We start from the raw sequence: 12,680 nt of genomic DNA, 5'->3' as shown, positions 1-12,680 counted from the left end.
CCAGGCCCCCTGCGCCAAGGAATCATAAGATGTCGAGCCCCTTCTACTACCTGCTTCTTGCGCCTCTACTCGGATGTTGCCTGATAGCCAACGGCGCACCGCTGGACGAGCCACTCAAACCCTTGCCCGCAGTGCCCCAGCAGAATCCATTGCAAGTTGAACTCGGTCGCCAGTTGTTCAACGAGCCACGCCTGTCGGTCAACAACAGCCTGTCCTGTGCCAGTTGCCATCGCCTGGAAATCGGAGGCGCCGACGACAAAGCATTGTCTATTGGCTTCAAAGGCGATCCCCTGACGATCAACACTCCCAGCGTCTTCAACTCAAGTCTGAATTTCCGGCAATTCTGGAATGGCCGCGCCGATACCCTGGAAACGCAAGCCCACGAAGTGGTGCAGAGCCCCAGCGAAATGGGCAGTCATTGGGAGCATGTCGTTCAGACACTGACCGCCGACCCGGCTTACAAAAGCGCTTTCGCCAAGGCCTACCCGGACGGCGTGACGATGAGCAATGTGCAAAATGCCCTGGCTACTTACGAGCGCACGCTGATCAGCGCCAACTCGCGTTTCGACCAATACCTGTTGGGCAATACCGAGATTCTGACGATCGATGAGAAGTACGGTTACCAACGCTTCAAGGACTACGGCTGCATCGCTTGCCATCAAGGGGTAAACATCGGCGGCAACATGTTCCAGAAGTTCGGGGTCATGGGCGATTACTTCCAGGTGCGGGGCAACCCCACCGAAGCCGATCTGGGCCGCTATCTGGTCACCAAGGCTGAAGAGGATCGCAACGTGTTCAAGGTTCCGAGCCTGCGCAATGTCGCCGTGACCGCGCCGTACTTTCACGACGGCTCGGCCAAGACGCTCGAAGAAGCGGTAGACGTGATGTTCAAGTTCCAGCTCGGTCGCGTGCCCTCTGACCAGGACAAGACCTTGATCATCAAATTCCTCAAGACCCTGACCGGTGAGTGGGGAGGCAAACCTTTATGAAAACATACCACCGTCGCAACCTGGCATTGCTCAGTGGAGTGGCCTTGCTATTGGCCTCGACATTGTTGTTTCTGTACCTCAAATCAAGCTCCGACCAGACCTCGACGTACGCCGAGTCCCGGGGCCTGATCGGTCAGATCAAACAGCTCAATGCGCAGTGGGAAACCGAGATTCTCAAGGCCAGAATTGCCATCAGCCACAATTACGATCCGCTGGTTGCACCGCTGAACGAGATGACCCAGTTGTGGGAGCAATTCGAGACCATGGAGTCCAATCACGGCCGCAATGACCCCATCTGGCATTCCGGCCATGATGCATACCGCGCCGCCGTTAAGGAAAAAACCCGGCTGGTGGAGCAGTTCAAATCCCACAACGCGGTGCTGCGCAACTCACTGGCGTTTTTGCCCACCGCCGAAGACGACATCCAGGAGCCGCTTACCCGGTTGCTCGACGAAGACAAACTGCAACTCCAGAACATTGCCACCGACACCTACGACTTGCTGCTCAGCAGTCTGGAGTTCGCCCAGGTCACCTCCGACGACAGAGCGGCCGACATCCTGGTCGGGCTGAACAAACTGGGGGTGAACAAGGAGCGATTACCGGAGCAGTTTCATAGCCCTATCGATATTTTGAGCAATCACATCGCGCTGATCCTGCGTGAACAGCCGGTGGTCAATCGGTTGCTGGAAAACATCGAAGCCGTGCCTGTGGCCGAACGGCTGGACGACATCACCAATCTGCTGAATCAGGATCAGCAACGCGCCGACGCGGTGGATCGACGCTATCACTTTTACATGCTGGTCTTTTCAACGCTGCTGGTACTGGTGCTGGTGTACCTGGCGATTCGCCTGATGCGCAGCTTCGGCGAAATCAATCGGGTCAACAAAGAACTGCAAACTGCCAACGACGTCCTCGAACAACGGGTCGAAGAACGCACTCGCCAACTCAAGGACACCCAGAGCGAACTGCTCGACACCGCGCGTCAGGCCGGCATGGCTGAAATCGCCACTAACGTGCTGCACAACGTTGGCAACGTGCTCAACAGCGTGAACATCTCGGCCGACCTGGTCACCCGCAAGCTGCGTAGCAGCAAGGCCCAGGGATTGGGCAAGGCGATGCAACTGATCAACGCGCATCAGGACGATCTGGGCATCTTTCTGACCCAGGACGAGAAAGGGAAAATGCTGCCCGGCTACCTGAATCAACTGGTGGAGGCCATTGCCCTGGAACAACAAGGCATGACCGACGAACTCGCGCAACTGAGCAAAAGCGTCGACCACATAAAGGACATCGTCGCCACCCAGCAGTCCTACGCAGGCGCCAACAGCCTGATGGAACCGCTGCACATCAGCGAATTGCTGGAAGACGCCTTGCGAATGAACGCTGGCGCCCTGAGCCGGCATCACGTCACGGTGGTCAAGGAGTACGGCGACGTACCGCAAATCATGGGCGACAAACACCGATTGTTGCTGATCCTGATCAACCTGATCAGCAACGCCAAATACGCCATGACCGACCTCAGCAATCGCCCGCGGCAAATGATCCTTGGGGTGAAAGTCGTCGAGGACACGATCCTGCAAATCAGCGTCAAGGATGACGGCGAAGGCATCGAGCCGGAGAACATGACGCGGATCTTTGCCCACGGTTTTACCACCCGCAAGGAAGGTCACGGCTTCGGCCTGCACAGCTGTGCCCTGGCCGCGATCGAGATGAACGGCCACCTCACCGCCCACAGCGATGGGCCAGGCAAAGGTGCACTGTTCACTTTGCAGATCCCGTTGAAACCGGTCATGGAGGAAGCATGAGCGAACTTTCGAACCGACGCATTCTGCTGATTGACGACACGCCGTCCATCCATGAAGACTTTCGCAAAATCCTCACCCCGACATCGGCGCAGCATGTAGAGCTGGACGAAATGGAGGCCGCGCTGTTCGGCAGCGAAGTGAAGTCCGCCAGCGCCTTGTTCGAACTGGACTCTGCCTATGGCGGTCAGGAGGGTCTGGGCAAACTCATCCAGGCATTACAGGATAACCGCCCCTACGCGCTGGCCTTCGTCGACATGCGCATGCCTGAAGGCTGGGACGGCGCGCAAACTATCGAACACCTGTGGCAGCAAGACCCGCAGCTGCAAGTGGTGGTGTGTACCGCCTATTCCGACTATTCCTGGGATGAACTGCTGGACCGCTTGCACGCCCACGACCGCCTGCTGATTCTGAAAAAACCGTTCGACAACATTGAAGTCCAGCAGATGGCCAACACCCTGCTAACCAAATGGGAAATGACCGAACGTGCGTCCATTCAGATGAGCCATCTGGAGCATCTGGTGGATCAACGCACGACCCAGTTCAAGCAGGCCAGCGAGGCCTTGCAGCGAGAAATCGACGAGCGCAAACAACTGGAAAGCCAACTGGTGCAGTCGGAAAAACTCGCTTCGCTGGGGCAACTGGCGGCAGGCGTCGCCCATGAAATCAATAACCCCATCGGCTTCATTTCCTCCAACCTCGGCGCCCTCGATGGCTACTTCAAGCAACTGCAGGACATGCTCGATGCCTATCGGGAGGCGGAAAAAGCCATTGGCTCAAGCGAGGTCATTGACCGTCTCGGTCAGTTACGTGAACGGGTGGAACTGGACTTTCTGCGCGAAGACATTCCGCTGCTGATCAAAGAATCCAAGGAAGGCATCGGCCGCGTCGGCCAGATCGTCAAAGACCTGAAGGACTTCTCCCGCGTGGACTCCAATCAGGAATGGCAGTGGGCTAATCTGCAACAAGGCATCGAGTCGACCCTGAACATCGTCGCCAATGAACTCAAGTACAAGGCCGATGTGGTGAAGGAGTTTCAAAAGCTGCCCGACATTGAATGCCTGCCGTCGCAAATCAATCAGGTGATCATGAACCTGATCGTCAACGCTTCTCAGGCGATGGGGCCGGAACGGGGCATCATCACGCTACGCACCGGGCTTGAAGGTGAAACGGTGTCGATCGAGGTCGCGGACACCGGAATAGGCATCGAGCCAGACAACCTGCAGAAAATATTCGACCCGTTCTACACCACCAAACCGGTGGGCCAGGGGACAGGGCTCGGGTTGTCCCTGTCCTATGGCATCGTGAAAAAACACCAGGGCGATATTTCGGTGCGTAGCGAAGTCGGGGTGGGCAGCACCTTTCGGGTTGAGTTGCCGGTACGGCAATCGAAAATGGCTGTCTGACCAGCCGAGCAACGGATTGATCTCAATCCGGGCTGTTTTCGATTTTTCTCCAGGCGCAGAATGTCTGCCGCGTAACCATTGTTTGAACGCCAACCTCATCGAGAGGCGGGCTTAACACCAAGGAAGGACACTTTGCTTAAAGTAATCGCTCAAGATTTCATCAAACCCGAATACATTGAAACCGTTCGCCCGTGGTACGCCGAACTGGTCGAGAAGACTCGACTGGAACCTGATTGCATTGCTTACGACCTGTTCATCGATCAAAAAGACCCCGGGCACTTTATCTTCGTCGAACAATGGCCGGATAAGGCGGCGCTGGATGCTCATTGCCAGTCTGAGCATTTTCGGCGTCTGGTGCCGCAGATCAACGGTTACCAGGCGAGGGATTGTATTGTTGTGCTGATGGATGCGTTCTGACGTCAACCTCAAGGGGGGGGGCTGCTGCGCCGAGAATGAACAGACGAGCTTCGCTGTCCCCTTCCTTTAACCTCTGCACTTGCTTCCACTGCTTGGGAAACAATGCGTCATGTTCAGGACGGGCGTAGCCCGTTACCCACCAGATCCTCCTGGCATTCAGTTCCAAGGTTGAAAAATCGTCGAAGAGAATCGAGTGCAAGCGACGGGGAATGAGTGCCCAACCACCGTATTCGGCGGTTCCCCAAAGGGTGCCTGTCGGTGGTTTGAAGGCGTATAACCTCGGTTGAATACCGGTCGAGTTGTAGTACGTGAACGGCAAGTACCAATACAGGTTATCCACGATGATTTCGTCACCCTGACGAACTTCGCGGCCGAGACCTGCGATCACGGCGTCCAGTCTTGCGTCTTTGCGAATGCTTGTCCCGTTCATCTCATCCGTTTGCGCGTAGACCGCCGAAAGCCCGTGTACTTCTGCCAATAAAACCAAAGCCATGGCGACAGCGGCGAGAACGGCGTGACGCTGGCTCCATGCGTCCAGCGCGAGCGCAACGATCAGGGGTAACGCGGCGGCGGCGAACACCAGGTATCTGGCGTTGAATACCGGAACGATCAGCGACACCAGAAAAACGGTGAGCACCGGCACAAAAAAATAGCTCACCAGCAAGACGCTGAAAGGTCGCTCATGGCGCGCCTTGAGCAGCACCGCAGCGGCGCAAACGACGATCAATACCGAGGGCAGCACACGCCATAAAGATGAATAAGTGGTCGAATCCCCCATCATCATCAGCTGCCAAACGAGGGTCAGCGCTGTTTGCCAGGTGAGCGGTGGTATCCACTCGAGCCCGTCCATCCGCAGCAATTGATCGATGAAATAAGGTAGCCACGGCAGGTACAACACAACAATTGCACTGTTGGCCAAGACCCAGGCACGAATGGGTATTGCCGTGGACCGACCGCCATTTCGCACTCGCCACCAACAAAGCCAATGCACCAAAACGCACAGCGCGGCGAAGTAATGAGTGTAGAAAGCAGCCGTCATCAACAGCACGTAAAAAACCGGATAACGCTTTTGATCCGGTGCCTTGATCCAGCAAACCAGCGCCACAGCCGCACCCATCAGCCAGAAGCCGAGCAAGGTGTACATTCGCACTTCCTGGCTATAGCGCACCGACATCGGCAGCAACGCCAACAACACTGCGGCAATCCATGTCGCCTTTCGCGTTGTCACCAGACTCATCAATTTAATGCACAGCAACAGCGTGCCAACATCGGCCAGTGCACTCAGGGATCGCGCAGCCAACACGCCATTGCCGAACAGCAACATCCAGAAATGCAGCAAGACATAGTAAAGCGGCGGATGAACATCCCGAGCTGTCGTGGCCCAGATATACGCAGGCGAGCCCTCGGCCAGCAGCAGGCTGTAGGCCTCGTCGTACCAGATGACCGGCACGGTGATGGAGTGAAACCTTGCGAACAACGCGAGGACGATCACCGCCACCAGACCTGTCCTGTCGGCCATCCGGGATGAAAAACTTTCGGGAGGGATCGAAGAGGTAGTCACCAGGCTCACCACTGCAGCGTGGTGACCGGGGTCGGCTCTTTCATGACGATAAAACCGTAATCGCCCAGCAGATAGATGCGATAGAACTTGCTCTCCACCAGCGGCGAATAACCCTGGTAACCCACCAGGGTCGCGTTACGCCGTTCCCTTTCCACCTCCACATTGGTGATGCCCGCCTTCGGCAGGTTTTCGGCCAGCATGAAGAAGTTGATGTTCAACAGATAATGCAAGACCGGCATCTGCTTGAACGAGCCCGCAGCCCCCACCAGCCAGTGATCGGAGTAACTCACCGACAGGTAAATACGCTTGGCCTCGTGCAGTTGCCGATGGGCCGCAATGTCATGCCCCAGGGAAAACAACGCGCTGGACGCAAAGGTGTTCTGCACCGTCAGCACGCGGCCATAGGCGTAAGACAACGAAAGCATGGCCAGCAGAGGCACCGCCAACAGCATCGGCAGCCGCTCATGAATCGATGCCAGCGCCAGACGGCTCAAATAGAACAACAGCACCAGCAACACCGCGAAACCCATCAAGGTTCTGGCGCCTTCATTGAAGTCGCGGAAAAACAGCGCAGCACCCGACACCAATAAAGTCACGACCGGCACCGTCAGCACGCACACCAGGCCCATCACGATTTTTCTCAGCCCGGTGTCGTGGCGTTCAATCACGTTGCGGGCCAACCCTGCGCTGCCCACCAGGGCACACAACAGCAGCACGGCGAACACCCAAGTGAATCCACCGTGAAACAGCAGCGCGACTTTTTCCAGCACCCGGCCGATGTTGATTTCAAGTTGCAGCAAAGGCGCCGCTACCCAGTTCAGCAATAAGACGCGATCGTGATGCATGTATGGATAGGCCGTGACGCTGTAGATAAACCCGCCGAGCCCTGCCTGCGCGATTTTCCAGCCGATCAATTCGTACCACTGCCGCCAGGCCCATTTGTCATTCGCGCCCCTGAGCAATTCCAGGCAACACAGGCCCAGAAACACATTGAGGCTCACCTGATAGAGCCCCAGCGCCAGCGCAATCAGGAAGGCCGGCACCAGCCATTGCAGAATGCGCGAGGGATGACGAAAAGTGATCGCGTAGATCACTGCCACCAGACTCAAGGCATTGGCCGGCCCGTCGTATTGATAAGACAGGTTCTGCAGGAAGAACGGGTTGTACCAGAGCGGTAACAGCACCAGGCAGCAGGATATCGTCGGCTGCGGGTAGTAATGGAATGTCAGGCTGGTCAACGCCGAGGCCATGGCCAGCGTGGCAATCAACAGCGGCAACGGAAAGATGTTCGGCGCAGCATCGCTGAACGTCAGCAGGTTGTAGAACAGCTCGGTGAACAACCGCCCCTGCCCCGCCCAGGCAGTACCCGCCGACAGCGAGCGCCAGTTGTCATCGATGTAGGGATAGTCCGCGAGGATCAGCGGAATGACATAAATCAGGGTCGCGATCAGGAAAAACAGCCAGACCCGACGACGCCCGAGTTCTTTGCTGAAAAAGTCGTCCAGTCTGCCCATGCTAAAGCCCGATCCGGTCTTTGCCGCCAATGACATCTTTGACCACATAACGCGGCCGGTGCTTGGCTTCGATGTAGATGCGGCCGACGTACTCACCGAGGATGCCGATGCCAATCAATTGGACGCCGCCGAGAAACAGAATGGCCGTCATCAGCGAGGGGTAACCGGGGACGCTGTTGCCGAAGAAAATCTTGTCCAGCACCATGTACACCGCATACAGCACCGCGAAGATAGAAATGCCGCCACCGATGTAAGTCCACAACCGCAACGGCACCGTGCTGAACGAGGTAATGCCTTCCAGTGCCAGGTTCCACAGTTTCCAGCCATTGAACTTGCTGCGTCCTGCCACTCGCCGGGCCCGTTCGTATTCGACCACCGCTGTGGTGAACCCGGCCCAGGACAGAACGCCCTTCATGAACAACTGATGCTCGGGAAGCGCGCGAATCACATTAACCACCTTGCGGTCCATGAGCCGGAAATCCCCGACGTTTTCTTCGATCCGTGTGTAAGAAATTCTGTTCAGCAAATGATAGAAAAGCGATGCGCTGTGGCGTTTCAAATAACTGTCACTGTCACGATTCCGGCGTTTGGCGAGCACCACATCGGCACCCTTTTGCCACTCGGTAATCAACCGCGGGATGACACTGATCGGATCCTGCAGGTCGACGTCCATGGGAATCACCGCATCGCCGGTGGCGTATTCCAGCCCGGCAAACAACGCCGGCTCCTTGCCAAAGTTGCGCGAAAAGTTGATCAGCAATACCTGTTCATCGACCTGTGCCAGCGCCTTGGCTTGCTCAGCCGTCCGGTCGGTACTGCCATCGTTGATGAACACGATCTCGACCTCACACGGGTCAAGTTTCAATTCGCGACGCACCGCCTGATGGAACAGACTGATCGCCTGCTCTTCATTGAATACCGGGACAATCAGCGAAACTTTCACATTTCACACTCCTGAAAACGAAGTGTAGATGTTCGGCAGACGCCCATCAGGGGGCGTTCTGGTGCGCGAACTGCCCGGCAGACCGACGGGCATGGGTTCAATTCGTTCGCTATAGACTGCTGAGACATTCGGTAATATCCAGCCTTTTGCAATTACCCGCGAATCACGCCACCCTGCGCGCCGCCCCCGCTCACGAGCCTGCTGTCATGACGTTTGAACGCGATCACCGAATCGACTTTTTTCGCGGCCTGGCGCTGATCTTCATCTTCTGGGATCACGTGCCGCAAAACCCGCTCGCGCAGTTCACGGTGCGCAATTTCGGTTTCAGCGATGCGGCGGAGATTTTCGTGTTCCTGGCCGGGTACGCGGCCGTGCTGGCCTACGGCAAAATCGCCCGGCGCGACGGTTTCATGGTCGCCACGGTGAAAATCCTGCGACGCGCCTGGGTGCTTTATGTGGTGCATATCTTTTTGCTGGCGCTGCTGATGGGCATCGTATTCTTCGCCAACAGCCACGTGGAAACCCGTGATCTGGTGCAGGAAATGGGCTTGCAATATTTCCTCGGCAATCCGCAGCAGGCGTTGATGGATGAGTTGTTGCTGCGCTTCAAGCCGAACCTGATGGACCCGCTGCCGCTGTATATTTTGTTGCTGCTCGGCCTGCCGCTGGTGCTGCCGATGCTACTGCGCAAGGCTGAATACGTGGTGGGGTTGTCGGTGGTTTTGTACCTGCTGGCGCCATGGCTTCAGTGGAACCTGGCGGGCACCGGCGGTGGCGTGTGGTTTTTCAATCCGATGGCCTGGCAGCTACTGTTTATTCTCGGTGGCGCGGCGGCGATTCATGGGCAAAGGCCTCGGGTGCAACAACCTCGGCAGCTGACTCGGCAGCCGGTTTTTATCGCCGCGTTGACCTATCTGATGGTGACCGGGCTGATCGCAGTGTCGTGGAAGTGGCCGAGCGGGCATGACGCCTTCATGCCCCAACGACTCGGCGAATGGCTCTATCCGATCAGCAAGACCAACCTTTCACCGGCGCGCCTGCTGCACTTCCTCGCCCTTGCCTACGTCACCGCCAGGTTGTTGCCGGGCACGGGCTGGACGCGACACTGGCTGGCGCAACAAAGCTGTCGCATGGGCAGTTATTCGTTGGAAGTGTTCTGCCTTGGTGTGTTGCTGGCGCCGTTGGCTGACATGCTCAATGCCTTGGGCGGGAACACACTGGCAATCCAGATATTCAGTGCACTGCTGGGAGTCGGGTTGATGGCGTTGCTGGGGGCCTGGCTGGATTTCAACAAGCGGTTGAATCGACCAGCTCAAACCGCCGTCGTCTAGACAAGCCATTATGGCGAGGGAGCTTTGTGGCGAGGGGGCAAGCCCCCTCGCCACAAAAGCCCATCACCACAAAAGCTCGCTCGCCACAGAAGATCGCGTCAACCAATAAAAAGCCCCAGTCATCTCGACCGGGGCTTTTTGTATTTCTGGCGTTACAGACTCAAGAAGCCGAACGCACCGCACCTTGCGACACATTGGTCGGTTGCAGCTTGAACACGTAGAACAACACTGTCAGCAGCACCAGGAAAGCAGGCCCGACATACAGTGCCACGCGAGTGTCCGGGAAGTACGCCATCAGGCCAACCACCAGCACCAAAAAGGCCAGTGCCAGGTAAGAACTGACCGGGTACAGCCACATGCGGTATTTCAGGCCGGCACGTTCACTGGCGCTCAGGCCTTTGCGGAACTTGAGCTGGGCCAGCAGGATCATCACCCAGGTCCAGATCGCGCCGAAGGTGGCAATCGCGGTGACCCAGACGAAGACTTTCTCAGGCACCAGATAGTTGAGCAGCACGCCCAGCAGCAAGGCACCGATCGACAGCAGCAGCGCACGACGCGGCACGCCGTTGTTCGAGGTCTTGGCGAAACCGGCCGGGGCCTGGCCATTCTGCGCCAGGCTGTAAAGCATGCGCCCGGTGCTGAAGATGCCGCCGTTGCAGGACGACAGCGCAGCGGTGATCACCACGAAGTTGATGATGCCCGCAGCGGTCTTGATGCCCAGACGCTCGAAGGTCATCACAAACGGGCTGCCCTGGGTGCCGATTTCGTTCCACGGGTAGATCGACAGGATCACGAACAAGGCGCCGACGTAGAACAGCAGAATCCGCCAGAACACCGAGCCGATCGCATTGGGAATGGTCTTCTGCGGGTTCTTGGCTTCACCGGCAGTCAGGCCGATCATCTCGACGCCGAGGTAGGCGAACATCACCATTTGCAGGGACATCAACACGCCTTGCACGCCATTGGGCATGAAGCCGCCATGGGCCCAGAGATTGGAAATCCCCAAGGCGACGCCGTCGTTACCGAAGCCAAAAGCGATCACGCCAATGCCGCCGACCACCATCGCAATGATGGTGACGATCTTGATCAGGGCGAACCAGAACTCGAACTCACCGAAGGCTTTCACTGCGATCAAGTTGATTGAGCCCATGCTGATCAACGCAGCGAGAGCCCAGATCCAGCGCGGCACGTCGGGGAACCAGACGCCCATGTACACCGCCACCGCGGTGATTTCCGCGACGCAGGTCACCAGCCACAGGAACCAGTAGTTCCAGCCGGTCAGAAAGCCTGCCAATGGGCCGAGGTAATCTTGTGCATAACGGCTGAACGAACCGGCGACCGGGTTGTGCACAGCCATCTCGCCGAGGGCGCGCATGATCACCAGGATCGCCAGACCGCCAATGATGTAGGAGAGCATGATGGCCGGGCCGGCCATTTCGATGGCCTTGGCCGAACCCAGGAACAGGCCGACGCCGATACAGGCACCGAGCGCCATCAAGCGAATATGCCGTTCGCCGAGTTCGCGTTTAAGCGGGCCGCCCTGAGCGGTCTCGCCGTGAGGCAGGTGATTGCCGACTGGCATAGGTACAACCTCGTCTTGTTATTGGATGTGACCACCGAGTGTCGAAGCACCGACCGATAAGCCAGCGCTTCTGCGAAACCGGGCCTGCTTCATGGGCAGACACGTCTTGCAGGACCAAAACCTGCAAGATCAGCGGGCGTGCAGTATAAAAATCTTCCGGCAGGGTTTTTCACTCTATAAACCACAACATTCAGCCATAACTCTCGGCAAAAGCGCGGTTTACGGAGGGGCATTACCTGACTTATGTAGGATTATTCGCCACTGAAACGGCGCCGAGTATTGCACAGCAATGGTGCATCGTCATGCCCCTACCTAGGCAGCATTTACCTCTTTGATGCGTCTAGCTCGGCCCTTTCAGACGATACCACTTCTGTGGCGAGGGGAGCTTGCTCCCGCTCGGCTGCGTAGCAGTCGCAAACCCAACACACCGGTTTTACCTGACAGATCACGATTGCAGGGATTGGGGCCGCTTCGCAGCCCAGCGGGAGCAAGCTCCCTCGCCACAAAAGCGCCTGGATCCTTCAGGGATCTCGGAAATTTCAGTCAGAAGTTGCAGCTTCAGCTATGTAAAGAGGGAGCTAAGGTCAAATGAGGATCACTACAAAAGGACGCAAGGAATGCATCCACATCCCAATTCCCATTTGCTACGCCATGGACGCTGTTCAGAAGAGGGTCGAGCCTATCTCATCACTGCGGTTGTGCATCAACGCCGCCGAATATTCACTGATTGGCGGTTGGGGCGCCTGTTGGTCGCCGAGTTCAAGCGAGCCCACGACCAAAAGTGGATCAACTCAATAGCTTGGGTCGTCATGCCAGATCACTTCCATTGGTTGGTACAACTCGAACAACACTCCCTGGCGCAACTCATGCAAGCCACCAAATCCCGCAGCACCCTCACCATCAACCGAGCCTCAAACAATGAAGGGGCTTTCTGGCAGACCGGCTATCACGATCGGGCAATACGCGATAGCGAAGAGCTTCTGCCTTTTGCTCGTTACATTGTTGCCAATCCGTTACGGGCAGGATTGGTCAAGAAAATTGGCGATTACCCACTCTGGGATGCCTGCTGGCTTTGAACTGCGACACAACCTTTGTGGCGAGGGAGCTTGCTCCCGCTCGGCTGCGAAGCAGTCGC

Annotated in this window: 10 protein-coding genes; 6 read left to right on the top strand and 4 right to left on the bottom strand. The window is 57.1% G+C overall.

The window, feature by feature from the left end:
* Positions 1-29: 29 nt before the first annotated feature.
* From AB4O41_RS22920 to AB4O41_RS22905, 4 genes are all read left to right on the top strand, one after another.
* A complete protein-coding gene (locus tag AB4O41_RS22920; protein ID WP_460144808.1) occupies positions 30-989 on the top strand; it encodes a cytochrome-c peroxidase in 960 nt (319 codons plus the stop codon).
* Positions 986-2,794, top strand: coding sequence for a DAHL domain-containing protein (locus tag AB4O41_RS22915; protein WP_460144807.1), 1,809 nt, complete (start codon positions 986-988; stop codon positions 2,792-2,794). The genes AB4O41_RS22920 and AB4O41_RS22915 overlap by 4 nt, the downstream gene beginning before the upstream one ends.
* A complete protein-coding gene (locus AB4O41_RS22910) occupies positions 2,791-4,197 on the top strand; it encodes an ATP-binding protein (protein WP_460144806.1) in 1,407 nt (468 codons plus the stop codon). The genes AB4O41_RS22915 and AB4O41_RS22910 overlap by 4 nt, the downstream gene beginning before the upstream one ends.
* A 132-nt stretch (positions 4,198-4,329) precedes the next feature.
* Complete coding sequence (locus tag AB4O41_RS22905) at positions 4,330-4,614, top strand: putative quinol monooxygenase (protein WP_460144805.1); 285 nt, start codon at positions 4,330-4,332, stop codon at positions 4,612-4,614.
* Here AB4O41_RS22905 and AB4O41_RS22900 read toward each other — a convergent pair.
* From AB4O41_RS22900 to AB4O41_RS22890, 3 genes are read right to left on the bottom strand one after another with little or no spacing between them, the layout of a single operon-like run.
* Entirely contained in the window at positions 4,562-6,133 is a 1,572-nt protein-coding gene (locus AB4O41_RS22900) for a glycosyltransferase family 39 protein (protein WP_460148402.1), read from the bottom strand. The genes AB4O41_RS22905 and AB4O41_RS22900 overlap by 53 nt on opposite strands.
* A 47-nt stretch (positions 6,134-6,180) precedes the next feature.
* Positions 6,181-7,689 (bottom strand): glucosyltransferase domain-containing protein, encoded by a 1,509-nt coding sequence (locus AB4O41_RS22895; RefSeq protein WP_460144804.1) that lies wholly within the window; start codon positions 7,687-7,689, stop codon positions 6,181-6,183.
* Position 7,690: 1 nt separating this feature from the next.
* Positions 7,691-8,632 carry a glycosyltransferase family 2 protein gene (locus tag AB4O41_RS22890; RefSeq protein ID WP_460144803.1) on the bottom strand — a complete coding sequence of 314 codons (942 nt, stop codon included), beginning with the start codon at positions 8,630-8,632 and terminating at the stop codon, positions 7,691-7,693.
* A gap of 206 nt (positions 8,633-8,838) precedes the next feature.
* Between AB4O41_RS22890 and AB4O41_RS22885 the strand changes: the two genes are divergently transcribed.
* Positions 8,839-9,963: an OpgC domain-containing protein gene (locus AB4O41_RS22885; protein WP_460144802.1), complete on the top strand. Its 1,125-nt coding sequence runs from the start codon at positions 8,839-8,841 to the stop codon at positions 9,961-9,963.
* Positions 9,964-10,123: 160 nt separating this feature from the next.
* On the opposite strand, the gene AB4O41_RS22880 is transcribed toward AB4O41_RS22885, so the two are convergent.
* Positions 10,124-11,545: an amino acid permease gene (locus AB4O41_RS22880; RefSeq protein WP_217854363.1), complete on the bottom strand. Its 1,422-nt coding sequence runs from the start codon at positions 11,543-11,545 to the stop codon at positions 10,124-10,126.
* A gap of 617 nt (positions 11,546-12,162) precedes the next feature.
* Between AB4O41_RS22880 and AB4O41_RS22875 the strand changes: the two genes are divergently transcribed.
* A complete protein-coding gene (locus AB4O41_RS22875) occupies positions 12,163-12,621 on the top strand; it encodes an REP-associated tyrosine transposase (RefSeq protein ID WP_460144801.1) in 459 nt (152 codons plus the stop codon).
* Positions 12,622-12,680: the final 59 nt, after the last annotated feature.

The organism is Pseudomonas sp. S2_A02 (assembly GCF_054668495.1).
The sequence above is the reverse complement of the archived record's forward strand: the minus strand, read 5'-3'. Positions and strand labels throughout refer to the sequence as shown.

What these genes read in the sequence shown, in the direction of transcription:
- AB4O41_RS22920 (WP_460144808.1), top strand. Translation starts at nt 30, where the DNA reads ATGTCGAGCCCCTTCTACTACCTGCTTCTTGCGCCTCTACTCGGATGT.
- AB4O41_RS22915 (WP_460144807.1), top strand. Translation starts at nt 986, where the DNA reads ATGAAAACATACCACCGTCGCAACCTGGCATTGCTCAGTGGAGTGGCC.
- AB4O41_RS22910 (WP_460144806.1), top strand. Translation starts at nt 2,791, where the DNA reads ATGAGCGAACTTTCGAACCGACGCATTCTGCTGATTGACGACACGCCG.
- AB4O41_RS22900 (WP_460148402.1), bottom strand. Translation starts at nt 6,133, where the DNA reads ATGGCCGACAGGACAGGTCTGGTGGCGGTGATCGTCCTCGCGTTGTTC.
- AB4O41_RS22895 (WP_460144804.1), bottom strand. Translation starts at nt 7,689, where the DNA reads ATGGGCAGACTGGACGACTTTTTCAGCAAAGAACTCGGGCGTCGTCGG.
- AB4O41_RS22885 (WP_460144802.1), top strand. Translation starts at nt 8,839, where the DNA reads ATGACGTTTGAACGCGATCACCGAATCGACTTTTTTCGCGGCCTGGCG.
- AB4O41_RS22880 (WP_217854363.1), bottom strand. Translation starts at nt 11,545, where the DNA reads ATGCCAGTCGGCAATCACCTGCCTCACGGCGAGACCGCTCAGGGCGGC.
- AB4O41_RS22875 (WP_460144801.1), top strand. Translation starts at nt 12,163, where the DNA reads ATGCATCCACATCCCAATTCCCATTTGCTACGCCATGGACGCTGTTCA.